The organism is Ardenticatena maritima, assembly GCF_001306175.1.
Lineage (GTDB): Bacteria > Chloroflexota > Anaerolineae > Ardenticatenales > Ardenticatenaceae > Ardenticatena > Ardenticatena maritima.
In genome coordinates this window covers 566,739-590,910 of sequence record NZ_LGKN01000005.1, presented here as the reverse complement: position 1 = coordinate 590,910, position 24,172 = coordinate 566,739, and the positions used below count along the sequence as shown (strand labels likewise).

At 58.9% G+C, this 24,172-nt stretch carries 24 protein-coding genes and 1 riboswitch; of the genes, 8 read left to right on the top strand and 16 right to left on the bottom strand.

All coding sequences use genetic code 11. The features are described 5' to 3' along the window. Positions 1–31 precede the first annotated feature (31 nt). From SE16_RS10415 to SE16_RS10400, 4 genes are all read right to left on the bottom strand, one after another. The gene (locus tag SE16_RS10415) at positions 32–646 is read right to left on the bottom strand and encodes a GGDEF domain-containing protein (RefSeq protein WP_054491769.1); all 615 of its coding nucleotides are present in this window, start codon (positions 644–646) and stop codon (positions 32–34) included. Positions 647–827: 181 nt separating this feature from the next. Continuing rightward, entirely contained in the window at positions 828–2,075 is a 1,248-nt protein-coding gene (locus SE16_RS10410) for a threonine synthase (protein WP_054491768.1), read from the bottom strand. 137 nt (positions 2,076–2,212) lie between these two features. Continuing rightward, positions 2,213–2,323: riboswitch (SAM riboswitch) on the bottom strand. A gap of 82 nt (positions 2,324–2,405) precedes the next feature. Then, positions 2,406–2,891 (bottom strand): crossover junction endodeoxyribonuclease RuvC, encoded by a 486-nt coding sequence (gene ruvC / locus SE16_RS10405; RefSeq protein WP_152917998.1) that lies wholly within the window; start codon positions 2,889–2,891, stop codon positions 2,406–2,408. Further along, positions 2,888–3,637 carry a YebC/PmpR family DNA-binding transcriptional regulator gene (locus SE16_RS10400; RefSeq protein ID WP_054491767.1) on the bottom strand — a complete coding sequence of 250 codons (750 nt, stop codon included), beginning with the start codon at positions 3,635–3,637 and terminating at the stop codon, positions 2,888–2,890. Before SE16_RS10400 ends, ruvC begins: the two co-directional genes overlap by 4 nt. Positions 3,638–3,912: 275 nt before the next feature. On the opposite strand from SE16_RS10400, the gene SE16_RS10395 reads away from it, so the two are divergent. The 3 genes from SE16_RS10395 (at position 3,913) to rsmA (ending at position 6,911) form a co-directional block, all read left to right on the top strand. Next, positions 3,913–4,446, top strand: coding sequence for a hypothetical protein (locus SE16_RS10395; RefSeq protein WP_054491766.1), 534 nt, complete (start codon positions 3,913–3,915; stop codon positions 4,444–4,446). A 117-nt stretch (positions 4,447–4,563) separates the two neighbouring features. After that, complete coding sequence (locus SE16_RS10390; protein ID WP_054491765.1) at positions 4,564–6,051, top strand: ubiquitin-like domain-containing protein; 1,488 nt, start codon at positions 4,564–4,566, stop codon at positions 6,049–6,051. After that, positions 6,048–6,911: a 16S rRNA (adenine(1518)-N(6)/adenine(1519)-N(6))-dimethyltransferase RsmA gene (gene rsmA, locus SE16_RS10385; protein ID WP_200907157.1), complete on the top strand. Its 864-nt coding sequence runs from the start codon at positions 6,048–6,050 to the stop codon at positions 6,909–6,911. The genes SE16_RS10390 and rsmA overlap by 4 nt, the downstream gene beginning before the upstream one ends. On the opposite strand, the gene SE16_RS10380 is transcribed toward rsmA, so the two are convergent. After that, positions 6,884–7,465, bottom strand: coding sequence for an RNA polymerase sigma factor (locus tag SE16_RS10380; protein WP_054491764.1), 582 nt, complete (start codon positions 7,463–7,465; stop codon positions 6,884–6,886). The genes rsmA and SE16_RS10380 overlap by 28 nt on opposite strands. Before the next feature lie 42 nt (positions 7,466–7,507). Here SE16_RS10380 and SE16_RS16220 point away from each other — a divergent pair, with 42 nt between their 5' ends. After that, positions 7,508–7,690: a hypothetical protein gene (locus SE16_RS16220; protein WP_054491763.1), complete on the top strand. Its 183-nt coding sequence runs from the start codon at positions 7,508–7,510 to the stop codon at positions 7,688–7,690. Position 7,691: 1 nt separating this feature from the next. On the opposite strand, the gene SE16_RS10370 is transcribed toward SE16_RS16220, so the two are convergent. From SE16_RS10370 to SE16_RS10345, 6 genes are all read right to left on the bottom strand, one after another. Further along, positions 7,692–8,342, bottom strand: coding sequence for a hypothetical protein (locus tag SE16_RS10370; RefSeq protein ID WP_054491762.1), 651 nt, complete (start codon positions 8,340–8,342; stop codon positions 7,692–7,694). Between the two features lie 11 nt (positions 8,343–8,353). Continuing rightward, positions 8,354–8,857, bottom strand: coding sequence for an NUDIX hydrolase (locus SE16_RS10365; protein ID WP_054491761.1), 504 nt, complete (start codon positions 8,855–8,857; stop codon positions 8,354–8,356). Between the two features lie 43 nt (positions 8,858–8,900). Further along, positions 8,901–9,650 carry a DUF3891 family protein gene (locus SE16_RS10360; RefSeq protein WP_054491760.1) on the bottom strand — a complete coding sequence of 250 codons (750 nt, stop codon included), beginning with the start codon at positions 9,648–9,650 and terminating at the stop codon, positions 8,901–8,903. Positions 9,651–9,760: 110 nt separating this feature from the next. Continuing rightward, positions 9,761–11,470, bottom strand: a complete 1,710-nt coding sequence (ilvD, locus tag SE16_RS10355) for a dihydroxy-acid dehydratase (RefSeq protein WP_054491759.1) — start codon at positions 11,468–11,470, stop codon at positions 9,761–9,763. A gap of 131 nt (positions 11,471–11,601) precedes the next feature. Then, positions 11,602–12,537 (bottom strand): branched-chain amino acid transaminase, encoded by a 936-nt coding sequence (locus SE16_RS10350; RefSeq protein ID WP_054491758.1) that lies wholly within the window; start codon positions 12,535–12,537, stop codon positions 11,602–11,604. A 130-nt stretch (positions 12,538–12,667) separates the two neighbouring features. Continuing rightward, entirely contained in the window at positions 12,668–13,009 is a 342-nt protein-coding gene (locus SE16_RS10345) for a YkvA family protein (protein ID WP_054491757.1), read from the bottom strand. Between the two features lie 147 nt (positions 13,010–13,156). Here SE16_RS10345 and SE16_RS10340 point away from each other — a divergent pair, with 147 nt between their 5' ends. Continuing rightward, positions 13,157–14,341, top strand: a complete 1,185-nt coding sequence (locus SE16_RS10340; RefSeq protein ID WP_054491756.1) for a hypothetical protein — start codon at positions 13,157–13,159, stop codon at positions 14,339–14,341. Beyond that, positions 14,325–15,692, top strand: a complete 1,368-nt coding sequence (locus SE16_RS10335; protein ID WP_054491755.1) for an AlbA family DNA-binding domain-containing protein — start codon at positions 14,325–14,327, stop codon at positions 15,690–15,692. Before SE16_RS10340 ends, SE16_RS10335 begins: the two co-directional genes overlap by 17 nt. A 30-nt stretch (positions 15,693–15,722) precedes the next feature. Here the strand turns inward: SE16_RS10335 and SE16_RS10330 are convergent, their stop codons facing one another. From SE16_RS10330 to thrS, 5 genes are all read right to left on the bottom strand, one after another. After that, positions 15,723–16,484, bottom strand: coding sequence for a TrmH family RNA methyltransferase (locus SE16_RS10330; protein WP_054491754.1), 762 nt, complete (start codon positions 16,482–16,484; stop codon positions 15,723–15,725). Between the two features lie 78 nt (positions 16,485–16,562). Further along, positions 16,563–16,919, bottom strand: coding sequence for a 50S ribosomal protein L20 (gene rplT / locus SE16_RS10325; protein WP_054491753.1), 357 nt, complete (start codon positions 16,917–16,919; stop codon positions 16,563–16,565). 97 nt (positions 16,920–17,016) lie between these two features. Next, on the bottom strand, positions 17,017–17,223 hold the full coding sequence (locus SE16_RS10320) for a large ribosomal subunit protein bL35 (protein ID WP_054491752.1): 207 nt from the start codon (positions 17,221–17,223) through the stop codon (positions 17,017–17,019). Positions 17,224–17,278: 55 nt separating this feature from the next. Further along, a complete protein-coding gene (infC, locus tag SE16_RS10315; RefSeq protein ID WP_082373832.1) occupies positions 17,279–17,809 on the bottom strand; it encodes a translation initiation factor IF-3 in 531 nt (176 codons plus the stop codon). Positions 17,810–17,940: 131 nt separating this feature from the next. Then, positions 17,941–19,809, bottom strand: a complete 1,869-nt coding sequence (gene thrS, locus SE16_RS10310) for a threonine--tRNA ligase (RefSeq protein ID WP_082373829.1) — start codon at positions 19,807–19,809, stop codon at positions 17,941–17,943. 497 nt (positions 19,810–20,306) lie between these two features. Between thrS and SE16_RS10305 the strand changes: the two genes are divergently transcribed. Beyond that, positions 20,307–22,487, top strand: a complete 2,181-nt coding sequence (locus SE16_RS10305) for a penicillin acylase family protein (RefSeq protein WP_054491750.1) — start codon at positions 20,307–20,309, stop codon at positions 22,485–22,487. Between the two features lie 83 nt (positions 22,488–22,570). Beyond that, entirely contained in the window at positions 22,571–24,157 is a 1,587-nt protein-coding gene (locus tag SE16_RS10300) for a hypothetical protein (RefSeq protein WP_054491749.1), read from the top strand. Positions 24,158–24,172 lie beyond the last annotated feature (15 nt).

Below are 24,172 nucleotides of genomic sequence, written 5' to 3'. Positions count from 1 at the left end.
TGCGGGGGCGCTTGCATGTGCCAACGGTCGGTTAGAGTTCAATCAGCGGCTCTTCACCCAACGTGGGAACCCACACGACAATCACACCTTTCCCCGACGATTGGGCTTCTTCCAGCGCCACCAACGCACGACGCAGCAACACATCAAACGTTGTCGGGTCGGCGGCTTCATCAGGCGCATAGACACTCATCCCTGTACTCAGCGTAACACGCACGCGGGCGCTCCCTACAACAAAAATTTTTTCGGCAATCGTCTCAACCAAACGTTCAGCCACATATTGCCCACCGGCGGCATTGGTTTCAGAAAGCACCAAAATAAAGATGCCATCTCCCCAATAGCCAAGGATATCCGTGGCACGCAACGCCTGATCAAGCACCTCGGCGGTTTCAGCCACAACCGTCTTGGCGGTGTTGGGGCCATAGACCTGCTCGATACGCTCGAACTGGTCAAGCCCGGCGGCAATAACCGTGAGGGGGCGATGGTAGCGCTTGGCGCGTTGCACTTCGCGCTCGCCCAATTCGGTCAGAGCACGGCGGTTGTACACGCCCGTCTCTTCATCGAGATAAACGCCTTGTTGCAAAAATTCCAGTTTTTGCTGCAACGCCTCAATTTGCGCACGCAACAGGTCTACACGCACATCGTTCATACATCATCCTCCACGGGATAAGGGCTCGTCTTCCCCTTCACTATACAGGAAACAGCCGCCAAATGCAACGGTTTTATTGAAAATCACGGGGGAGCCGCCTTTCATAACTAAACGCCCATTGAAAACAAAATCGGGGGCTTTTGGCAAAGCCCCCTCATCCCTGCGGAAGCGCACAAGCGCATCACACGGTTGCGTACGCGGTTGTGCCCAACGCCTGTTCCAGTGCCGACAATGTTGGTGCGGTCTGCACCACCTCGAAACGCCCGGCAAGCACATCCGGGGTTTTCAAGCCGTTGCCCGTAATGTACACAACCACGGTTTCATCAGGGTCAATGCGCCCCTGTTCAGCAAGGCGTTTCAAGCCGGCCACGGTCACGCCCCCTGCGGTTTCGGTGAAAATGCCTTCTGTTTCGGCAAGCAAGAAAATAGCCTCGATGATTTCTTCGTCTGTGACCGCTACTGCCGCGCCATTGGAAGAACGAATTTCATGAATGGCAAAAGGACCATCAGCCGGCGCACCAATCGCCAGTGATTTGGCAATCGTGTTCGGTTTCTGCGGCGTGACCTGGTCGGTGCCGGCTTCGTAAGCAGCCACAATGGGGGAACACCCAAGCGCCTGCGCCCCAGAAACGCGCACGGGCTTCTCTTCAATCAACCCCACACGCGCCAATTCGCGGAACCCTTTGGCGAGTTTGCAGAGCAACGCCCCGCTCGCCATGGGGGCGATGATATGGTCGGGGGCATGCCAACCTAGTTGCTCGGCGGTTTCAAACGCCAGCGTCTTCGCGCCTTCGGCGTAGAAGGGGCGCAAATTGACGTTGACAAACGCCCAGCCATACGCTTCGGCGACCAGCGCCGCCAGGCGGTTGACATCGTCGTATGTCCCATCGACCGCCACAATGGTGGGGCGATACACAGCAGACGCCAGAATCTTGTTCGGCTCAAGGTCGGCGGGGATGAAGACAACGGCACGCATTCCGGCGCGGGCGGCGTGCGCAGCCACGCTATTGGCAAGGTTGCCGGTACTCGCGCACGCCAGCGTGTCAAATCCAAGGTCGCGGGCGGCGGTGGTGGCCACACTCACGGCACGGTCTTTGAACGAGTATGAAGGGTTGACGGCGTCGTTCTTGATGTAGAGACGGCGAAGCCCCAGACGTTCCCCCAATCGTTCGGCATGTAGCAACGGTGTACAGCCGGTGCCGATATCCACCACGCGGCTCTCCTCGTGCAAAACCGGCAACAAGGGGCGATAACGCCACAAGGTGTGTGGTCCTTGTGCAATCGTTTCACGCGAGATGGTTGCGGCGATGGCGTCATAGTCGTACCAAATTTCAAGCGGGCCAAAACATTCTTCACAGACGTACGCCGCTTCGAGTGGGCGGGTGGCGCCGCATACGCGGCAACGTAGGGCTTGTGCAAACGTTGGCATGGAAAATCCTCCCTGTCTGGTTGGTGTTTGAGGCGCATGTGTGGGGAACCGGGGGCATAAAAAACACCCTCGCGATGCGAGGGGCGAGAAACAAAAAACCCCATCTGGCGTGATGGGGTTGCGTGTTTCAGCATCCCCTCTCATCGTCCAGAAGCAAGCGCTTCTGCCGGCATTGGCACCTGGCCTGCCTGAGCAGGCTGGTTGCCGGGGCTTCACAGGGCCGGTCCCTCCACCCCTCTTGATAAGAGGTACTGCGCCGTTTCAAGTTTGAAATGTTCGCGCGGTAGTCTAACAGGTTCGGTGGGGGCCGTCAACACCCATTTGGACCATTCAAGCCCACCGTGCGCCAATGTGGTTGTGGCAACAGATGGCAATGGCAAGCGCATCGGCGGCGTCGTCCGGGCGCGGGATCTCCTCCATGCCGAGCAAAAGGCGCACCATTTCCTGCATCTGGCGCTTGTCGGCGCCCCCATAGCCGGTAATGGCTTGCTTGACCTCGGTCGGCTTGAATTCCGCAATGGGGATACCCGCCTGCGCCAACGTCAACAAGACAACCCCACGCGCATGCCCAACCGACAAGGCGGTGCTGACGTTCTTGCGAAAAAAGACCTGCTCAACCGCCGCCCGATCGGGGCGATAGGTTTCGAGCAGGTCTTGCATTTCGCGGTAAATGGTGAGCAAGCGTTCCGGCAACGGCTGTTTCGCCGGTGTGCGAATGACGCCATACGCCACAAGGCGCACATTGACGCCATCACCTTCCACAACCCCCCATCCGGTCAACGCCGTACCGGGGTCAATGCCCAGAAAAACGCTCACGCTGCGAACTGCTCCAGCACCTCTTCGTCAAAGTCCACATTGACGAAGACTTGCTGCACATCGTCCAGATCTTCAAGCGCTTCGATGAGTTTGGCAACCGAGACCTGCGTTTCGGGGTCCAGTTCAAGCATGTTGGTAGGCACCATTTGCAACTCGGCCGATTCAATGGGCAAGTTGTATTCGTCCAGCGCCTCACGCACTTTTTGCAGGTCGTTGCGGCTCGTGTAAATCTGGATAATTTCACCCGCTTCTTCAATATCTTCAGCGCCGGCGTCAATCGCCAACAGCATCAGTTCTTCGGGGTCCTGCCCTTCGGCGCGCACCGTGATGACCCCCTTCTCCTCGAACTGCCAGGCAACTGAACCGCTTTCGCCCAGGTTGCCCCCATGCTTGCGCAAGGTGGAGCGAATTTCGCCCACAGCGCGGTTGCGATTGTCGGTCAACACCTTGATCATGAACGCCGCCCCGCCGGGACCATAGCCCTCATACCAAATTTCTTCCAGGGCTTCGGCTTCGAGCTCACCCGTTCCGCGTTTGATAGCGCGTTCAATGTTTTCCTTGGGCATGTTCGCGGCACGGGCTTTTTCCAACACCATGCGCAGCATAAAGTTGAAGTTCGGGTCGCCACCGCCCAAACGCGCCGCCGTTTCAATTTCACGCGCCAGTTTGGTGAAGATTTTGCCCTTCTTGGCGTCAACAGCGGCTTTGCGGTGTTTGATGTTTGCCCATTTTGAGTGTCCAGCCATGGAATCACCTCTTCAATACAAAATCCCACAAGACGTTTTACGGGTCAACAGGCAGTATAGCACAAAGCCGTATTTGCGACCAAGTGATTTTGCGCATGCCTGGAAAACACCCCATGCAACATACACGTCTTCTTTGCCGAAGCACGCCATTTCTGATATATATTTTTTGAAACGTTTCGCATCTCTTCCGTCGTTCATACGTATGCCGCACACGCATCATCTGCCGTCTTCTTCATCTTTATAGAACATCAAAACCACTGTCGGGAGTGTCAACCATGCATCCTGCGGATTTTGTGCTGATTGCCTATATTCCCACGCCTGCCGACCTGCAACGCGCCCAAGAGGCACATTGGTATCGCATCCCACTGGTCCATGCGCCGCTTGCGCTGCGCTACGCCCGCGCCATTGCCTTTTATCAAGGGCGCGCTTTTGGTGAGGCGCGTTGGCAAGTCGCCTGGTGGAGCTGCATCGAGCAAGTGAGTGTGGTACGCCGGCGCGACCTTTTACCCGAAGAGCCCCAACATCCCCACGCCAACGATTTCTACGTGAAAGTCCATCTCGCGGAACTCAAACCACGTGTACCCCCCCTGGTTGGGCAAAAAGGTCGGCGCTTGCTCTTCAAAACCATCACCTGGTCGGCGTTTTGTCGGGCGGAATCACTTGAAGAACTCTTCAACGAGTACCGCCTGGAAAAAGACCCGCTCTACGCGATTATTCGCTCGCAACTCTCCACCGAAGAGTTGTTCGGCATCGCCGACCCCGACTCGCCACACCAACTCCGCTTGTTTGAACAAGCCGCCCACTGGTAGCACCGTTTTGGCACGCACTGCCGACGGCGCTTTTTCCCGCAAATGTTTTGCAAAAGAGATTTTTTTGTTGTATAACCGCCCCGTTGGTGAGGGGAGACGGAGACGGGAATACAACAGATGAGTGAATCATCTCTCAATCCAGAGCATCGTGCGGTCATCGTTGCTCGCCCAGCCGTCTCAACATGGTGGCCCACACACGGCTTGTTTACACTGGCGGCGCTCCTGCTGCTGATTGCCGCACTCGCACAAGGATACCGCCTCAGCGCGCACACGGTTACGCTGGTCATCAACGGCACGCCCATTCAAATACGCACACACCAGCAAACGCTGGGCGGTCTGCTCGCCGAACAGGGGCTGACCCTTCGTCCCGAAGACGTGCTCATTCCCGGTGCGGAAACCCGTTTGAGCGCCCGCACCCCCCTCGAACTCCATCTCGCGCGCGAAATCACATTTGACCTGTACGGCGTTCAACAAACAGTCTATTCACACGCGCCCACGGTGGCTGATTTTTTGTACGAACAAGGGGTTTCCCTCGGAGCGGAAGACCGCCTGTATCTCGATGGAACGCCCATCACGCCAGAAACGCCGCTGCCGACCGCCGACTTTTTCCAACGCCCACGGGCGCATGTGGAACTGGTGCGCGCGACGCCGCTGCTCGTTGATTTGGACGGTATCACCTTGCGCCTCTTCACCCGCGCCGAAACCCTGGCGCAAGCCCTGCGCGAAGAAGGCATCACCCTTTATCCCGAAGACATCATCAGTCCGCGCCCCAACACGCCCGTTGCGCCCAACATGCACGTCAGCATTCGCCGCGCAACACCGTTTAGCGTGCAGGTTGATGGGCAAACACTCACCGCCCGCACGCACGCCCCCACCGTTGGCGACGCCCTCGCCGAGTTGGGCGTCAGCCTTTCACCGCTGGATCGCGTCGAGCCGCCGCTGGAAACAGCGTTGACGGACGACACCGCTATCACCATCACGCGCGTCGAACACGAAATCATCGTAGAGCGCGAAACCATCCCCTTCCAGCGGGTACTCGTTCCCGACCCCACACTGGAAATTGATACGTTCGCCGTGCGCGAGGAAGGCGCACCGGGCACACGCGCACGCGAGATTTTGGTGGTGTACGAAAACGGGGAAGAAAAAGAGCGCATCGTCCAGCGTGAATGGGTGGAACAAGAACCGGTCAACCGTGTGGTGGCGTACGGCACGAACATCGTCATCCGCACGCTCGATACCCCCAACGGACCCATCCAGTATTGGCGGCGCACCCGTATGCTCGCCACCAGTTATACCGCCGCTTCCAGCGGCAAGCCCAAAGACCACCCACGCTACGGCATCACCCGCACGGGGTTGCCAGCCGGCTATGGCATTGTCGCGGTTGACCCGCGCGTTGTCCCGCTTTGGACACAAGTCTATGTGCCAGGGTATGGGCAAGCCTGCGCCTGCGATACCGGCGGCGGCGTCATCGGCGCATGGATTGACCTGGGATACGACGAGGACAACTACAAGCCCTGGTATCGCTGGGTGGACGTGTACTGGGTAGCGCCTCCGCCCCCGCCCGACCGCATCCAATACATTCTCCCAACAGCCCAAGTGCCATGAACCGCCAGGAAGTTCGCCGCCTGCTCGCCGCGCATGGCTTGCGCCCCCGCAAAGGATTGGGGCAAAATTTTCTGGTGGATGAAACCGCCCTGCAACGCATTGCCGAAACAGCCGAAATCGCCCCGCATGAAACCGTGGTCGAAATTGGACCGGGGCTGGGCGCGCTCACCGAGCATCTGTTGGCGCGCGCTGAACACGTCATCGCCATTGAATTGGACGCAAACATGGTCGCGATTCTGCGTGAACGCTTCGGCGCACAGCCCCACTTTCACCTGGTGGAAGGCGACGTTTTGGAGCAAAACATCCCGGCTTTGGTGCAACACCTGACCGGACAACCCCGCTACAAAGTGACCGCCAATCTCCCCTACTACATCACCTCCGCCGCCATTCGCCACTTGCTGGAAAGCCAGCCCACGCCCGACCTGATTGTCCTGCTTGTCCAGCGGGAAGTGGCCGAGCGCATTGTCGCGCAACCGGGGGCGATGAGCCTGCTGGCGGTGAGTGTTCAGGTGTACGGCACACCTTCGCTCGTGGCGCGTGTGCCGGCGGGGGCGTTCTATCCCCCACCCAAGGTGGAATCCGCCATCCTGAAAATTGTGCCCCACGCGCGCCCGCATGTGCGCCCAGAAGAAGCCGAGCAGTTTTTTCGGCTGGTGCGCGCTGGGTTTCACCAAAAACGCAAACAATTGCGCAACACGCTCTCGGCGGGGCTTCACCTGCCGAAAGAAGAAACCGACCGCCTTTTGCAGGCGGCCGGCATTCAACCTTCACAACGCGCTGAAACGCTTTCGATTGACGATTGGCGACGTCTGTTCGACGTCTGGCGTGCCCATCAAGAAGGGTCGGCTTCTTCCAAATAACGGCGCACCGTCTCTTGAATCTGTTGGCGGGCACGGTGAAGCCGCACTTTCAGCGCACTTTGGGAAATACCCAACGCTTCGGCGGCTTCTTTGGTTGAAAGGCCTTCAAATTCACGCAACAGAAACGCTTGGCGGAGCGTTTCGGGCAAAGCAAGAATCGCGCGGTCCACGACATCAAACAGTTCTTGCGAAAGCAGAGCCTGGTCGGGAATATGGCGCATATCAGCGATGACACTATTGAACGCCTGCTCGTCATCTTCGTCGGTTTCCAACGGCACCGTTTCGCGCTGGCTGCGCTGCCACTGCAAACCACGATTGCGCGCGATACGATAGAGCCACGTACTCAAACGGGCGTCGTTCCGAAACGATTGCGCCGCCTGGCACGCGCTGATAAACGTCTCTTGAAGGACATCTTCGGCGGCATCCGGTTGCCCGGTGAGATGAAGGGCAACACGATAGACGGTATCGTAATAACGGCGCACCAATTCATCGCATGCCGATTGGTCGCCGGCACGAAGCGCCTGAACAAGGTCGGTTTCACTTTTTGCAGACATCACGCACTACCTTCTTCAAAATTGTGATGGATGGAGAAGCCTATGCCAACAACCGAACGACCACCCCAAGAACCCGACGCAACCAAGCGCCCAGAGCCGCCGCGCCGCGAGCCGTTGCGCACCGATGATACGGAATGTTGGCTGTGTGGCGGTCCAGTCATCAAGCGCCACTGCAAAATCATTTGCCAGGTCTGCGGCTTCATGCGCGATTGCAGCGACCCCTAACCTAGCGCCCGCCGCGCTGTTCCCACAGCGCCACAGCCTGCCGAATCATCTGCTGGATTTCGGGGTCGGGCACTTGCTCGATGGCGTAATAGATGCGCCCCTCATAGGAAATGCGCATACGTCCATCGCGCGCCGTTGCCAGCGAGACATCGGGCGGGTTGGCCATCTTCATCAACATTTCCTGCAAAATCACATCCACCTGTTCGGCAAGCCCTCGTGCGGGGTCGGGGTGCATGGTGTTGATGGGCGTCGCCACGCCCGAAAGCGAAGGGCGCTGCGACGGCGTCGCGGGGGGCGCAGGCGGCGGCGTTGGCGCCACAGACGAACGTGGGATATCGGGCGCCGTCCCCGTCAGGCGCTCCCACGTCTCCGGCGGAATTTGGGTTTGCGCCATGCGAATCGCCCCCAAAATCATGCGCAAGTGCTGTTCGTCTTGCACATCGGCCACAGATTCGTACACCACGCCTTCCACTTCAAAACGCACCGGCGCAACGGGGTTTTTCTGCGAAATGATGATTGCATCGCGTTTTTGGGCGGCTTTGCGCTGGGCTTCCCGTTCAACACGCGCACGCAAAATGTAGAAAATCAGCAATCCCAACACCAACGCCATCAAAATCACGCCAATGAGTAGCACAATAAGTTCTGGTGGCATTTTTCACCTCATCATGTGTCCAGTTCAATCGTCTCAATGTCTCCGCCCGGTGTGCGAATCTCCACGTGATTGTTGGCGAAGGTAAATGTAGCGTACACAATCTCGCGCTGTTCGTCCAGCACACGGGGCAACAACCAGCGCAAATCAGCCACCAGGGGCATGTTTGCAAGCGCCGAAAGCGGTATCCATTCGAGCGTGCCTTCATCTGTGGTCGCGTGAATATCGCCCACAGCACGCCCCACGAAGACAAAGAGCAACACACCGGGGTCGCCAACAATGTGAATCACACCGCGCAACGCCAAATCGGTGGGCTGCACGCCCGTCTCTTCGTATGTTTCGCGCATGGCGGCTTCGATGATGGTTTCGCCGCGTTCGACATGCCCCCCAACACCGTTGTAGCGTCCGGCGAACCATTTGTGGGCTGCACCACGCAAGAGCAAAACGGCGTCATCGCGGCGCAAGAAAATGAGAGTGCGTGGAACGAGCGCATAGCGCCCGCGTGTCTGTTGGTCCATGGTCTCACCCTCGGCAATTCGGCTTTTGTAAACGTCAAAAAGGCTAGACCTGACGCGCCACACGCATCAGACGCCATTCACGGAGCACGAGCGGCGCTTGGCGCAGGGTTTCGCGAAAATCCGCATCATCCGCAAAGGTGCGGCGCGGCACCCGGCGGGCTTCCATGCGCACGTGCAGGCTGTCGGTATCAAACGGCCACGGGCGCACGGTGAGATGGGTGGCATCGTCAAGCGGTTCAAGCACCAGCGGCACACCCCCCGGACCACTGCCCAGGTCCACACTGCCATGCTCGGCACGCCCCAGCGCCAACGCCAGCGAGAACCAGTCCATGAGGCGAATCAGGCTATACGCCTCGCGCGTGGCGTTTTCGTCAAGCCCCAATTCGGCCCGCAAACGGGCTTGCAATGCGGACTGTTCGTCCAACATCGCCAGCACAGGGGCTTCACTGCGGCGACCTTCGTACAAGTAGGTGAAGTGGCAACTCACAAGCAAGGCAATCAGGCGGCTTTGTTGCAAGGCGTAGGCAATGCCTTGCCGCCAAATCGCCAGGTGGTCATCAAGGCTCATTTCCAGAAAATCGCGCGGCTCGCCACGTTGGTTGAGCGTCGGCGCGGCTTCCCACGCATGCCACCCCAGGTCGTGCTCGGCGACAGCCACCAACAGAAGCGGCCAGGGGTCGGGACGGGGAAAGTCGGCATCGCCCCGCCAATGCGCCGCCAGAAACGCCGAGACCAGCGCATGGTGGGGTTGGGTTGTCAGCAACCAATCGTTTTCGGCGGTATAGCGAATCACAAGACGCCTCCTTTGGTCGCCCCGTATTGTGGGTGTTTGGCATGGCTTGCCAAATGAAAAGGCACGGCACCACGTGCCGCGCCTTCCTGCAAAGTATCAAGGGGGAAAGCCTATTCGTCGAACAAGTCGGTCACCGCGCCCCGGCTACTGCTGGAAACCAGGCGCGCATATTTCGCGAGCACACCGCGGGTGTAGCGAGGCGGCGGGGGCGTCCATTCGGCGCGGCGGCGTGCCAGTTCTTCATCGCTCAGATGAACTTCCAACAAGTTCTGGTCGGCGTCAATCGTCACCATATCGCCTTCCTGCACCAGCGCAATAGGCCCCCCCACAGCCGCTTCGGGCGCAACGTGCCCGACAACCATCCCATACGTGCCGCCGGAGAAGCGCCCATCGGTAATCAGCCCGACACTGTCGCCCAAGCCGGCGCCGATGATAGCCGACGTGGGCGCGAGCATTTCACGCATACCGGGGCCGCCTTTGGGTCCTTCATAGCGGATGATGACCACATCGCCCGCCTGAATCTTGCCGTCCAGAATGGCTTGCAAACAGGTTTCCTCAGATTCAAACACACGCGCCGGACCGGTAATGCGGCGCTTCTTCACGCCGGTGACCTTCGCAATCGCCCCCTCGGGTGCCAGGTTGCCGCGCAACACCACCAAGTGCCCTTCGTCATAGAGCGGGTTGTCCCACGGGCGAATCACATCCTGGTCGGGCGAGGGTTCATCGGGAACATCGGCAAGGACTTCGGCGATGGTTTGCCCGGTAATCGTGAGCGCGTCGCCATGCAGGACGCCATGGTTGAGCAAGATCTTCATCACCTGCGGAACGCCGCCCGCACGGTGAAAATCAACGGTGACATAGCGTCCCGACGGTTTCAGGTCGCAAAGCACCGGTACACGTTTGCGGATGGCTTCAAAATCATCCAGCGAGAGCGGAACATCGGCGGCGTGCGCCATCGCCAGCAAGTGCAACACAGCATTGGTGGAACCGCCCACAGCCATAACCACGGCAATCGCATTCTCGAACGCCTTGCGGGTCATAATATCGCGCGGGCGGCGGTTGGCACGGATGGCATCCATCAGCACGCGCGCCGATTCTTCAATGTTGCGCACTTTCTCGTCATCTTCCGCCGCCATGGTCGAAGAGTAGGGAAGGCTCATGCCCATTGCTTCGATAACCGACGACATCGTATTGGCGGTGTACATACCGCCACATGCGCCTGCTCCGGGGCACGCATGGCGTTCAATTTCGCGCAACGTCTCTTCGTCAATGCGTCCCGCGCTGTATTCACCCACCGCCTCAAACGCGCTCACAATGGTCAAATCCTGCCCATCATAGTGGCCGGGCTTGATTGTGCCGCCGTACACAAAAATAGCGGGAATGTTGAGCCGGGCGATGGCAATCATCGCTCCGGGCATGTTCTTGTCGCACCCCCCGGTGGCCAGCAAACCATCCATTGCCTGCGCGTTGCAGACGGTTTCGATGGCGTCGGCAATCACCTCGCGCGAGACGAGCGAGTACTTCATGCCTTCGGTGCCCATCGAAATCCCATCGCTGACCGTAATCGTCCCAAACATCTGCGGCATCGCCCCCGCTTCACGCAACGCTTTTTCGGCGCGTGCAGCCAGCCGCCAAATGCCCAGGTTGCACGGCGTGAGATTGCTGTACGCATTAGCCAACCCGACGATGGGCTTGGTGAAGTCCTCATCGTCGAAGCCCACAGCGCGCAACATGGCGCGGTTGGGCGTGCGCGCCACCCCCTCCGTGATGACCGCGCTGCGCCAATTCAAACGTTCTTGGGTTTGTTCTTGCCGGCTCATACCACTCCGCTCCCCTTTCATAAAATCAGTTTGATAGTGATTGAGAGGCACAACATGCATCTTGAAAATGCAAAAGCGCCGAACGTATCTGTTCGGCGCTTCGTTGCCTGTTGGATTGTTGGTGAAACGGTCTAACTCGCCGGCGCCTCTTCGTACACGTAGGTCAGCCAGCCATGCCGGTCTTCAATCTCGCCGCTTGTAATGCCAAAGAATTCACGCTGCACCTTTTCGGTGATGGGACCACGGCGGCCGCTCCCCACCGGAATGCCGTCCACCGAGCGAATGGGCGTCACTTCGGCGGCTGTACCCGTGAAGAACAATTCATCGGCAATGTAGAGCATTTCGCGCGAGATGACTTGCTCTTTCACGGGGATATTCAAATCCGCGAGCAGTTGCATCACCAACTTGCGCGTAATCCCCATCAAGATGGAATTGCCCGTCGGCGGCGTGTACACAACACCATCAAACACCAGGAAGAGGTTTTCACCACTGCCTTCGCTCACGTAGCCGTAAATATCCAGCGCAATGCCCTCGGCGAAACCACGATCGTGGGCTTCCATCGCCACCAATTGCGAGTTGACGTATTGCCCACCAATCTTGCCCATCGCCATCAACGTGCCGGGCGCCATGCGCCGCCACGAACTCACACCCACATCCACACCCTGCTCGATGGCTTCTTCGCCCAGGTAGCGCCCCCATTCAATGGTAGCAATCGCCACTTGCACCGGGCATCCGCGGCCATCAACGCCCAATTTGTTCATCCCACGGAAGACGAGCGGGCGAATGTAGGCCGATTTGAGGTTGTTCGCGCGCAGGGTTTCCAAAATGGCGTTGTTGATTTCGTCTTCGGTGTAGGGGATTTCCATGCGCATCATCTTCGCCGAGTTGAAGAGGCGGCGCGTATGGTCTTGGAGCGCCAACACCGCCGGACCGCGCTTGGTGTTGTAAGCCCGAATGCCCTCAAACACGCTTGTGCCATAGTGCAGGGCATGCGCCAACACGTGGACGGTTGCTTGTTCCCAAGGCACCAGTTTGCCATCCATCCAAATGTAATCAGTTGGTTGCATGTTGTACCTCCTTGTACACATGTCTTGACGTGTAATTGACCCGATGTGCTCGCACAATCGCCTCCATGTCAAAGGTCACAACCGCCCCGATGGTAGCGGAATTTAGCCGGCTTGTCCAAACGTACACGCCTCACTCTTCATCAAAATCAAGCCATTCGGCATCAACGTCAATAATGTCGGCATCCTCTTCCAAATCGGGGGAAAGCCCCAATTGGCGGCGGTACATGTCAACGATATCCTGCGGCGCCAAACTGATGAATGTTTGCAACGCCAGCAGGAAAAGCCCAACATCGTCTAATTGCCCCGCTATCGGCATCACGTCCGGCAAGATGTCCACGGGCGAGACGATGTAAAAGAGGCTGGCGATGGGAATCATTTTCAAGAATGGGCTCACATGTTCATCGCGGAAAAGCCGCCACGCCAGAACGCCATGCTGCCAAAGCAAATGCCAACGGTTATGAGATGGTGTCACTGTTCTAGCCTCCTGGGGGATTCATACCATTTTTGGTGATAAAAAATTTCCAAATTTCGCAAAAATACTTGTCTTGTTTGTTGAACTTATGGTACACTACGCATACCGTCAATCGCAAACGAGACCGCCTGGCGAGGTAGTAGCCCTATGAAACGCTTGATACCCGTTGTGATTTTAGCCATTCTAGCCGCCAGTTTGCTGCAATGTGAATCGCTTGGTGGCGCTACACCATTGAGCACGTCACCTTCGATCAACCTGGGACAACTGATTGAAAACCGCCATCCCGACCGCGTGGATGTCAGCGATGTGGTTGAAGCCGATTTCGACGAGGACGGCGAAGCCGAATGGCTGGTTGTCTATCGCTACGATCCCACGCTCAGCGGCAACTTCGCCAACGCCCCAAGTCGCGCTCTCATGTACGATGCGGTCTCGTGCGAGTTTCCTGAATTCGTGCGCTACAATGTACCTACCCCCGATAACGACTATTTGGGGGAAAGCCAGGTACAGGTGCGGCGCGTGGACTTTCTCAAAACCAACGATAGTTTTGAAACCAATCAGGAAATTGTCTTTTCGTCCCTGGGCGGGTACCGCAAGGTGTTGGCGATTTACCGCTTCCGTGATGAACAGCAAAACCCCTGCGTTGCCCCAACCACGCCCCGCGCCGGCTTCCAATTGTTGGGCTACTTCCAATCGAATTTTAGTATCATTGCGCCGCTCAGTCCAGAGAATAAGCGTATCACGGTGTGGGAACGCACCGCATTTGAACGCAGCCAACTGGCTGTACGCCGCACCTACGAACCGATCGAAAATGCGCGTGGCGAAACCTACTTGCGCGATGATGGCTCACTCGTGGAACCGGTCGAGCAATCTGTGGACTTTGTGTTTGGTCTGCCACGCAGCCCCAGCGATTCACCCTATCCAGAAAAAGCGGTCGCGGCTTTCTACCTCTACTTGAACAGCAACAAAGCAGCCGCCAAAAACTTCCTCATGCCCGCTTTGCAGGAAAACTTCGAGAACCGCCACTATGGCATGCCGGTGCCGGTAGCAGATGTGGCAAGCCTCCAAGTTCAGCGAGTCTCGTATCGCGTTGACATGAACGCCGAAAACTTGCGCCAACCGCGGGAAGTCACGATTGATGTTCTGGTGCAACCCGCCCAAACCGGCAAAGTCGCCAGTCCGGGTGTCTGCTCAATCCGCTGGCGTGTAGAAAACTTCCAACATGAACCCGAAACGGTCGTTGAAGGCGCGACGCCCACCGCCGCCCAACCCAACGACCTGGAATGGCGCCTGGCTGAGATTGTGAGCGTCAGCGGCGATGGTTGCCAGCCATAACCTGCCCCCCGCCGACGAACAACACGCCTACCTTCCCGCCAATGCATCACGCCGCCAGATTGCTGAAACGCTGGCGGCGTTTGCCAATACGCGCGGCGGGCGGCTGGTGCTTGGTCTGAATCGCCAGCAACGCCTCATCGGCGTAGAGAACCCGCAAGCCGTCATCGAACGCGTCCTCGATGCCGCATGGCACATTGAACCGCCGCTTACGCGCTCCATGCCGTTCCCTCGCACCGAAACGCTCGACGGCAAAACGGTTGTTATCGTGGATGTGCCGGCGGGTTTGTCGCATGCATACCGTTTTGAGGGGCGATTTTACGGGCGACGGGGCGCACAAAACGAACCACTCGACGCCGACGCCTTGCGTCAGTTGCTCTTGACGCGCGGCGAAGTGACGTTTGAGAGCCTTCCGGTGCGCGGCGCCACGCTGGACGACCTGGACATGCAAGCGGTACAGGCGTATGCCAGCCGGGTGGAGCGCTTTGTCGGGCTCTCGCCGCTGGATGTGCTCCGCCGCCGCGGGTGTGTCACCCCCAATGACGAACCAACCTACGCGGGGATATTGCTTTTTGGCTACGCACCGCAGCGCTTTCTGCCCAGCGCCCAAATTGTGCTGGCACGCTACCCCGGACGCGAAATGGGCGACCGTTTTTTGCGCCATGTGGCAGACGGCACCCTACCCCAACAAATCCTGCAAGCCGAAGCCTTTTTGGTGGATAACATGCGCCGCGGCGCGGTGATGCGCGGGTTGGTACGTGAAGAGCAAACCGAATACCCCATCGAGGCGGTACGCGAAGCCATCGTCAACGCTGTGGCGCACCGTGATTACAGCATTCGCGGCGCAGAAATTCAAATCTTCATGTTCGCCGACCGCATCGAAGTCATCAGTCCGGGGCGCTTGCCCGGTCATGTCACGCTGCAAAATCTTCTGCATGAACGCTTCAGCCGCAATGAAATCATCGTGCAAGTGCTCAGCGATATGGGCTTTATCGAGCGGCTGGGGTACGGTATTGACCGCATTGTGCGCGTCATGGCGCAAGCAGGGCTGCCCGCCCCACGCTTTGAAGAGACCGCCAACGGCTTCAAACTCACCCTGTTTGGGCACGGCGAACAGATGCTGAGCACCGACCGCGAATCGGCAAGCCGCTGGAAGCATCTCGGACTGAACGAGCGCCAAATCCGCGCGTTGGAGTTCATCGCCGAAAACGGGCGCATCACCAACCGCGACTACCAACAACTCGTGCCGGACGTGAGCGCCGAAACCCTGCGCCGCGACTTGGCGCAACTGGTCGAAATGGGGTTGCTCATCAAAGTCGGGGAAAAGCGCGGCACGTATTACATTTTCAAATGATGCACAGATCGAAACGGCGCGTGCAGGCGGCTATGTTGAACGCATCAACCGCTGCCGTCGCGCCTCGAAGAGAATCACCGTCCCCGCCATCGCCGCATTGAGCGATTCCACTTCGCGCGCCAATGGAATGGCGACGGCGGTGTGCGCCAAAGCACGCGCAGCCTCGCCAATGCCTTCTGTTTCACCGCCAACAATCAGCACCGTTGGCGCCGTCCAATCCACGTCGAAATAGCGCACCGCTCCCCGCGCGTCGGCAACGTACACGGTCAACCCATTGACCGCTTGCGCTATCTCTTCCCACGTCAGCCCCGCCCGCACCGGCAGGCGAAAATGCGCCCCCATGCCGGCGCGCAGCACTTTCGGGCTCCACACGTCCACCGTCCCTTTGGGGAGCAACACCCCTTCCACGCCTGCACCGGCGGCGGCGCGCAACAGCGTGCCCAAATTGCCGGGATCGCGCACATTGTCGGCGATGAGGAGCAACGTAGCAGATGTCGGCCACGCCAGCTGTGGGCGCTCGGCAACAGCGACAATGCCCTGTGGCGTGACCGTATCGCTGAGCGCCTGCATCACCTCTTCACTCACCAGCCAGGCGCACGAGCGCAACGCCTCTGGAATATGCGCCGCCTGGTCGGATGTGTAGAAAAGCGCTTCAAAAGCAACGCCGGCCTGGAATGCGTCATGCACCAGGCGAGCGCCTTCCAGCAAGATTTTGCCCTCGCGCTCACGCATACGGCGACGATGCAACGCGCGGGCAGCCTTGACACGTGGATTGGCGAGGCTGGTAATCATCGTCAACCTTCCCCCTGGTCTCCGAAAAACGAAAAGGCGAGAGGTTTCCCCCTCGCCTCTCATCTGCCGCTGCACGTCTTACTTCTGGTGCTGCTTGGCAAGTTCCACCAATTTGGCGAACCCGTCCGCGTCATTCACCGCCATATCAGCCAGCACCTTGCGATCGAGTTCCACACCGGCTTGCTTCAGCCCATAAATGAAGCGGCTGTAGCTCAAGCCATGCAGGCGGGCGGCGGCGTTGATGCGCTGAATCCAGAGACGGCGAAAATCGCGCTTGCGGCGCTTGCGGTCGCGCGTCTGGTTGCGCAGGGCTTTCAGAACGGCTTCGTTGGCGGCGCGGAAACGGCGGTGGGCTGCCCCACGATAACCGCGCGCCATTTTCAGGATTTTTTTGTGTCGTCGGCGGGTTCGGAAACCGCCTTTCACGCGAGCCATATGTTCACCTCCATCTTGGTCTATGTGATATCAGGAGCCGGTTGTCAGGCGTGGAGGCTCGTTCCACAATCTGGCCTGACGAACACGGCAAAACACCTTACTTCCAGAGCGCCGGCGCCGAGCGACGAATCCGGCGGATGGTACCCTTGTGGGTCACCTTGATGTACTTATCGAAGCGACGGCGCACGCGCTTGGGCTTGTGGTAGCGCAAGTGCCCTTTCGAGACCTTCATGCGCAACACTTTGCCCGTGCCCGTGATTTTGTACCGCTTCGATGTAGCTTTGTGGGTCTTCATCTTCGGCATGGTTCATCTCCCCTCTACACCAAAACTCGGGCTTGCGCCCGAGCAGTTTCACCGCTCACTTTTTCTTCTTCTTATCCGTGTCCGGCGCGAGCACCATGGACATATCGCGCCCCTCAAAGACAGGTTTTTGCTCGACAACCGCGATATCCGAGAGCTCCTCGGCGACTTTCATGAGCAACTCTTGCCCAATCTCGGGGTGCGAGCGCTCACGCCCACGGAACAACACACGAATACGAACCTTGTGCCCTTTCTCGATGAACTTGCGCGCCTGCTTCAGTTTGAAACCGATGTGATGGTCGTCTGTTTTCGGGCGCAGGCGCAATTCCTTCACTTCAATTTGCTTTTGCGCCTTACGAGCCTCGCGTTCGCGTTTCGATTGCTCGTACAGGAACTTGCTGTAATTCATCACGCGGCACACGGGCGGACGCGCCTCGGGTGCCACCTCGACGAGGTCAAGACCCACCGAGTCGGCGTAGGCCAACGCTTCTTTTGTTGGCACAACACCGCGGTTTTGTCCTTTCTCGTCGATCAAACGGACTTCCGGAACGCGGATTTGCTCGTTGACGCGAAATTGTCGCTCGCTAATAGGACCACCCTCACTTCTGTCTGTGCAGGTTTGACAAGGCGCGCGAAATATACATGAGTCTGTTCATCTCGTCAAGCCTGAGCGCGCAAACAACGCGCGGGGGTGGCGAAGGCACGCCACCCCCGTTGTGTTTACCAGAGGTCCATCGTGCGTTGGGCAACCAATTGGCGCACTTTGGCTTCAAATTCACCCACCGGCATGGCGCCCAGGTCTTCGCCGCTTCGCAAGCGCACAGCGACGGTCTCTTCTTCGACTTCTTTGTCGCCAACGATGAGCATGTAGGGAATTTTTTGCATTTGCGCCGCGCGAATCTTGGCGTTCATGCGGTTGGCGCTATCGTCCACTTTGACGCGGAGATCCTGCTGGAAGAGCCGCGCCGCCACCGAACGCGCGTATTCGATGTGACGGTCGGCGATGGGAATGACCACGACTTGCACGGGCGCGAGCCACGGCGGGAACGCCCCGTTCAGGTGTTCGATGAGAATCCCCACAAAGCGCTCCATGCTCCCAAAGGGGGCGCGGTGAATCATGACCGGGCGGTGCGGCTGGTTGTCTTCGCCGATGTAGGTCAAGTCGAAGCGCTGGGGCAGGTTGTAGTCCACCTGCACGGTGCCCAATTGCCATTCACGCCCCAACACGTCGTTGACCACGAAGTCCAGTTTTGGACCATAGAAAGCCGCTTCGCCCTCTTCAACCGTGTAATCGAAATCGTAGTCGTTCAGCGCGTTCAGGATAGCCTGCGTGGCTTGTTCCCACACTTCATCCGAGCCGACATACTTGTCGCTTTCGGGGTCGCGCACGCCAACACGCGCCCGGAAATCGGTGAGCCCCAGGCTGCGGAACACCTTGAGGGTGAGTTCCACCACGCTCTTGAATTCATCTTCCAACTGGTCGGGACGGCAGAAGAGGTGCGCGTCGTCCTGGGTGAAGCCGCGCACGCGTGTCATACCGCTGACTTCGCCGCTCTGCTCGAAGCGATAGACCGTGCCAAATTCAGCGAAGCGGATGGGCAAGTCGCGATATGAACGCAGGTGCTGCTTGTAAATCATGATGTGGAACGGGCAGTTCATCGGTTTGAGCAAGTATTCCTCGTTCTCATCCACCACCATGGGGGGGAACATGGAATCTTTGTAGTAGGGGTAGTGCCCGCTGGTCTTGAACAGTTCCACTTTGGCGATGTGCGGTGTGTAGACGGGCTGGTAGCCGCGACGGATTTGCTCTTCTTTCAAGAAGCGTTCCAACTGGTCGCGAATCACCGCGCCGTTGGGTTGCCAGAGCACCAACCCAGGTCCCACCATCTGGGGCTCGATGGCGAAAATAGCGAGGTCTTTCCCCAAGCGGCGATGGTCGCGTTTTTTGGCTTCTTCAAGCCGCTTGAGGTATTGCTCCAATTCCACGCGATTGCGCCACGCCGTGCCGTAGATGCGCGTGAGCATGGGGTTCTTCTCATCGCCGCGCCAGTACGCCCCCGCAACACGCATGACCTTGACGGCGTTGGCTTTGATTTGCCCCGTGTGCTCCACATGCGGCCCACGGCAGAGGTCAATAAACGTATCATGCTGATAGACGGTAATCTTGGGGCGCTGGTCTTCGGGCAATTTGTTGCCGTACTCGTCGTATTGCCCCCGCGCCAACCCTTCGATGAGTTCCAGTTTGTAGGGCTGGTCTTTGAACAATTCGCGGGCTTCTTCCACAGAGACTTCGCGCACGTGGAAGCGATGTTTGCCCTTGATGATTTCCTTCATGCGCTGCTCGATCCACGCCAAATCCTCTTCCGTGGGCGAGCGCGGCAATTCAAAATCGTAGTAAAAGCCATCTTTCACGGGCGGCCCGATGGCAATGCGTGCACCGGGGAAGCGCTCCATAACGGCTTGCGCCATGATGTGCGCCGCAGAGTGCCGAATTTTGTACAGGTCGGGGTCGTAGCCCGGCGGAATGTACTTTTCGGCTTCGGCTTTCAATTCGGCTTCTCGTTCTGGGTCATACACATTTGTGCTCATGCGCACCCTCCTCACAGATGCTCAACTGGCTCAACAAAAAAACCTCCCGTCCACGCTGGGACGAGAGGCGATGCTCCCGCGGTTCCACCCGGCTTGGCTGGCGTTTGCCAACCCGCTTGCTGGCAGATAACGGTGCCACCCGGATTGCCCTACTTGGCGAACCGTTCAGGCAATCGGCTCCGGGAAGGTATCGCAACGCTCGTTTGCGAGCAGGGCTTCCAGCCTCAGACCCCGCCTCTCTGGCGCACGTCACGTTGCGACGTGGTCCCTTCAACGCCTTTTCGCATGCGTATTGTGGGTTTCATTATAAAAGCCCTGCGGTGAACGTCAATTCTACGCCAGGCAAGAGGCGCGTCCACGTTTCGGGCTGGTATCGGCAATGCCTGTTTTCTTTTTCCACACATATTTGCGTGTGTGGTATCATCTGTGCAGGAAAACGCCCCACACCACCGCCCCGCATGATGTCAAACAGCAAGCGAACAGAATGGGAGTTGCCAATGGCTTCACCACTTGAACCCGATTTTCGCCCGATGCCGCCACGCCTGTACCGCGCGTTGGTGCGCCTGGTGCTGGTCGCTGCCATCCTCATCGCCGCCCTGCTCACCTATGCGTTTTGGCCGACGACGCCACATGTGGAAGACCTACCCGACGGCGGCGCACGCTATGCGGTGCGCATTCTGCGCGATGAATGGGGCGTTCCCCACATTTTTGGGCAAACAGATGTTGATGTGGCATTCGGGCTGGCATACGCGCACGCCGAAGACGATTTCATCACCATTCAGCAATCCATCATCGCGGCGCGGGGCGAATTGGCGCGCGTGTATGGGCGCAACGCCGCCGCCAATGATTATCTGGTGCATTTGCTGCGCTTGCACGAGACCATGGAACGCCACGCCGAGACGCGCCTCAGCCCCACGATGCGCGCCATGCTGCAAGCCTATGCCGACGGGCTCACCCATTACGCCGCCCAACACCCGGATGAGGTGTTGCTGGACGATATTTTCCCGCTGACGGCGAACGATATTCTCGCGCCCTCGCTCCACAAAGCGCCGCTCTTCTTTGGTCTGGATGATACGCTCACCGACCTGCTCGACCCCAACCGGGGACAAGATGCCACGCCGACGCCCCTTGCCAATCGTTTCGACCCGTTGGGCATTGGGACACCTCTCGCCGGCTCCAATGCGATAGCCGTATCGCCGCGACGAAGCGCCAACGGGGAAACATTTTTGCTGGTCAACTCCCATCAGCCGTGGGAAGGTCCCGTGGCGTGGTACGAAGCGCATGTCCATAGCGAAGAAGGGTTGGACATGGTCGGCGCAACCTGGCCGGGCGTTCCCGTCATCATTCATGGGCACAACCGCGCTTTGGGGTGGGCGTTCACCGTCAACAAGCCCAATGTAGTGGACGTGTACCGCCTTGAGATCAACCCCGACAATCCCAATCAATACTGGTTCGATGGCGAGTGGCGCGACTTTGAGGTGGACGAAGCCCGCCTGCGCGTCAAACTGCTGGGGCGCATTGAATGGACGTTCACGCGCGAGGTGCTCTGGTCGGTGCACGGTCCGGCGCTGCGCACGCCCACCGGCACATACGCGGTGCGCTACGCCGGCATGGATGAAGTCGGCTACTATGAGCAACTGTACCGCATGAACAAAGCCCGCACCTTTGAAGAATGGCTGGACGCCATGCGATACCGGGCGCTGGCGATGTTCAACACCGTCTACGCCGACCAAGAGGGCAACATCTTCTACCTGTACAACGCCCGCGTTCCTGTGCGGTCCCCCGAATTTGATTGGCAAGGCGACCTGCCCGGCACAACGTCCGCCGCCTTGTGGACGCAGGAAGTGCCCTTTGAGGCGCTTCCCCAAGTGCTCAACCCCGCTTCCGGCTTTGTGCAGAGCACCAACGCCACGCCGTTTCGCACAACCGTGGGCGATGACAACCCCTCACCCGACGCCTACGACGCCACATGGGGCATTGAAACCCGCATGACAAACCGCGCCTACCGCGCCCTGGAACTCTTTGGCGGCGATTCTTCGATCACCGCGGATGAGTTTTACGCCTACAAGTACGATATGGCGTACTCCACCCAATCGGCGGTGGCGCGCACGATTGCGCGCGTGCTGGCAAACCCACCCGACGACCCCGAAATTCAAGAAGCGCTTGACCTGCTCGCTTCGTGGGATTTGCAGGCAACGCCTGAGAATCGCGGGGCGGCGCTGGTGGTGCTGTGGCTCCAACCCTTTGGCGAGCGCCTGCTTGAAGAAGAAATTCCCGACGAGGAGTTGCACGCGCATTTGCTGGATGCGGTGCGCTTTTTGCGTGCGCATTACGACCGCCTTGACCCACGTTGGGAAGAGGTCAACCATTTGAAGCGCGGCGACCTGGACATTGGGTTGGGGGGCGCGCCGGATGTTCTGCATGCGGTGTACAGCAAGCCCGCCGAGGACGGGCACTTGCATGGGCGCGCAGGCGATTCGTACATTCTCATTGCCACGTGGGAGCAGGACGGCGCGTTGCATTCGCAAAGCATTCACCAGTACGGCGCGGCAACGTCCCGCCCGGAATCGCCCCACTATGCCGACCAGGCGTTGCTCTTTGTGCGCCGTCAGATGAAGCCCGTCTGGATGGATGAGGCGGAGATACGCGAGCATTTGGAGCGAGCGTATCAGCCCTAAGCGCAGGGGAACGCCGGCAACACGATGGCGCGCACATGCGTATCGTTGTCCGCCGGGTGAGGCAAGCAGAGAGGAGGGTGCACATGCGTGGAGAAGACACAAAACGCGGTTGCACGATTCTCATCATCGGCTTGCCCATTTGCGGTTTGGTTTCAACCGGTGTCGGAGGGCTGCTCCTCGTCTTGCTGCTCTTTCTGCTCATGCTGATTGGGTGTTCAGCGCCACCCGCAACAGTGGGCGTCATTCTCTACCCGTCAGACCAGTCCTCTGTCCCCAGCGGTGAAGTCATCGTTGAAATACAAGCGTATCGCCGCGGTTGGGCAACCCTGAAATTTGATAGTGGGTGGTCTTCTTCAAAATCGAAGCCGGAGCGCATTGTGTTGAAGGTGGACGACACACCAGTTTTCACCTGGCAGAAAGGGGACAACGCCGATTGGTACGACCGCCTGAGCGTTCCCATTCTGCTGGACGAGGGAGACCACACGCTTGCCCTGGAAGTGGTCGCCGACGGCAGGGTTGCGCGGGACACGGTGCAGGTGACGGCGGTGGAAAAAGGCGCTTCGCCCTGGCACACCATTCCCCTGCCTGACGAACTCTCCGAGGAGATGCGCTTCATTGTTGATGCGGAAGGGCGACTCTGGCGAATTGAAGCCCCGCAATCAACCCGTACGCGCGTCCTCGCGGCAGACGTTGTTGAAGGTAAGCAATCTTCACCAGTGGACGGAACGGGCGTCATCACCGCCATCGAGGGCGCAACGGCGCACTTTTTCCTGCTTGAAACGGGCACGCTCTACCGTCTGGTACTGGAGACGCCGCTGCCCGACGAGGCTGTTGTGGGCACGCTCTACCTGCGTGAAACGGATGAGAGCGAACTCTTCTGGCAACCCTACACGCACGCAGACCGCTGGAACGGTCATGCGTGGCAATCCACGGATGTTGCCCTTCCCCCGTTCCCCCGTTTTGCACGGGGCGTGGGACCAACCGTATGGGAAATGAACACGCCCCAAGATGTGTGGGTTCTTTCAGAACGCAGCGGCTACGCCGCCCAGTGGGATGGCGCAAACTGGCGAATCGTTGCGCCGCCTGCGCCCACTGCGAAGAGTATCCGCGCCCGTATTGCCCTGCACGAAGGGCGTTTTTGGGTGTGGGATGGCTCGGGCTGGCGCGCGGCCGCCCCTCTGCCGGACGCGGCAAGCCCACACGCCTTTGATTTCATTTTCGCGGACCAAGTGCTCCTCTGTGGCGACGCCCTGTTCTTTGCCAGCCCCGCTTACGAATGGGAACCTGAACCAGACGCATTTCTCGATGCCGTGCGAATTTTCCAGTGGGATGGCGGAGCATGGACGTGGCACGACGTTCAGATTGCGCGTTTCCCGCATGGACGCCTGGCGTGCGTGGGGGGGACTCCCTGGCTGCTCAGTAGCCCGCGCGCGCCGCGTGATGCCATGCAATCCAACCCGCCACAAGTGCGCACACGCTTCGGGGGGCGCTTCCTCGGTCCTGAATCGAATTTGCGGTTGGAGAAAGGGCGCGTGTGGATGTGGGACGGCGCAGCCTGGCGTGAAGCCGTTCAGCCGCCCTTCTTACCCTTCTTTGATGAGCGCCTCCCCGGCAACGGGCTTGGTTTTATCATCCAGACCCCTCCCAGGCTCACGTTCGCAGCACCGTGAAAGGCAAACGCGGGG

Excerpts from the sequence above, each read along its gene's own strand:
- SE16_RS10415 (WP_054491769.1), bottom strand. The coding sequence starts at position 646 with ATGAACGATGTGCGTGTAGACCTGTTGCGTGCGCAAATTGAGGCGTTG.
- SE16_RS10410 (WP_054491768.1), bottom strand. The coding sequence starts at position 2,075 with ATGCCAACGTTTGCACAAGCCCTACGTTGCCGCGTATGCGGCGCCACC.
- SE16_RS10400 (WP_054491767.1), bottom strand. The coding sequence starts at position 3,637 with ATGGCTGGACACTCAAAATGGGCAAACATCAAACACCGCAAAGCCGCT.
- SE16_RS10395 (WP_054491766.1), top strand. The coding sequence starts at position 3,913 with ATGCATCCTGCGGATTTTGTGCTGATTGCCTATATTCCCACGCCTGCC.
- SE16_RS10390 (WP_054491765.1), top strand. The coding sequence starts at position 4,564 with ATGAGTGAATCATCTCTCAATCCAGAGCATCGTGCGGTCATCGTTGCT.
- rsmA (WP_200907157.1), top strand. The coding sequence starts at position 6,048 with ATGAACCGCCAGGAAGTTCGCCGCCTGCTCGCCGCGCATGGCTTGCGC.
- SE16_RS10380 (WP_054491764.1), bottom strand. The coding sequence starts at position 7,465 with ATGTCTGCAAAAAGTGAAACCGACCTTGTTCAGGCGCTTCGTGCCGGC.
- SE16_RS16220 (WP_054491763.1), top strand. The coding sequence starts at position 7,508 with ATGCCAACAACCGAACGACCACCCCAAGAACCCGACGCAACCAAGCGC.
- SE16_RS10370 (WP_054491762.1), bottom strand. The coding sequence starts at position 8,342 with ATGCCACCAGAACTTATTGTGCTACTCATTGGCGTGATTTTGATGGCG.
- SE16_RS10365 (WP_054491761.1), bottom strand. The coding sequence starts at position 8,857 with ATGGACCAACAGACACGCGGGCGCTATGCGCTCGTTCCACGCACTCTC.
- ilvD (WP_054491759.1), bottom strand. The coding sequence starts at position 11,470 with ATGAGCCGGCAAGAACAAACCCAAGAACGTTTGAATTGGCGCAGCGCG.
- SE16_RS10350 (WP_054491758.1), bottom strand. The coding sequence starts at position 12,537 with ATGCAACCAACTGATTACATTTGGATGGATGGCAAACTGGTGCCTTGG.
- SE16_RS10340 (WP_054491756.1), top strand. The coding sequence starts at position 13,157 with ATGAAACGCTTGATACCCGTTGTGATTTTAGCCATTCTAGCCGCCAGT.
- SE16_RS10335 (WP_054491755.1), top strand. The coding sequence starts at position 14,325 with ATGGTTGCCAGCCATAACCTGCCCCCCGCCGACGAACAACACGCCTAC.
- SE16_RS10330 (WP_054491754.1), bottom strand. The coding sequence starts at position 16,484 with ATGATTACCAGCCTCGCCAATCCACGTGTCAAGGCTGCCCGCGCGTTG.
- rplT (WP_054491753.1), bottom strand. The coding sequence starts at position 16,919 with ATGGCTCGCGTGAAAGGCGGTTTCCGAACCCGCCGACGACACAAAAAA.
- SE16_RS10320 (WP_054491752.1), bottom strand. The coding sequence starts at position 17,223 with ATGCCGAAGATGAAGACCCACAAAGCTACATCGAAGCGGTACAAAATC.
- thrS (WP_082373829.1), bottom strand. The coding sequence starts at position 19,809 with ATGAGCACAAATGTGTATGACCCAGAACGAGAAGCCGAATTGAAAGCC.
- SE16_RS10305 (WP_054491750.1), top strand. The coding sequence starts at position 20,307 with ATGGCTTCACCACTTGAACCCGATTTTCGCCCGATGCCGCCACGCCTG.
- SE16_RS10300 (WP_054491749.1), top strand. The coding sequence starts at position 22,571 with ATGCGTGGAGAAGACACAAAACGCGGTTGCACGATTCTCATCATCGGC.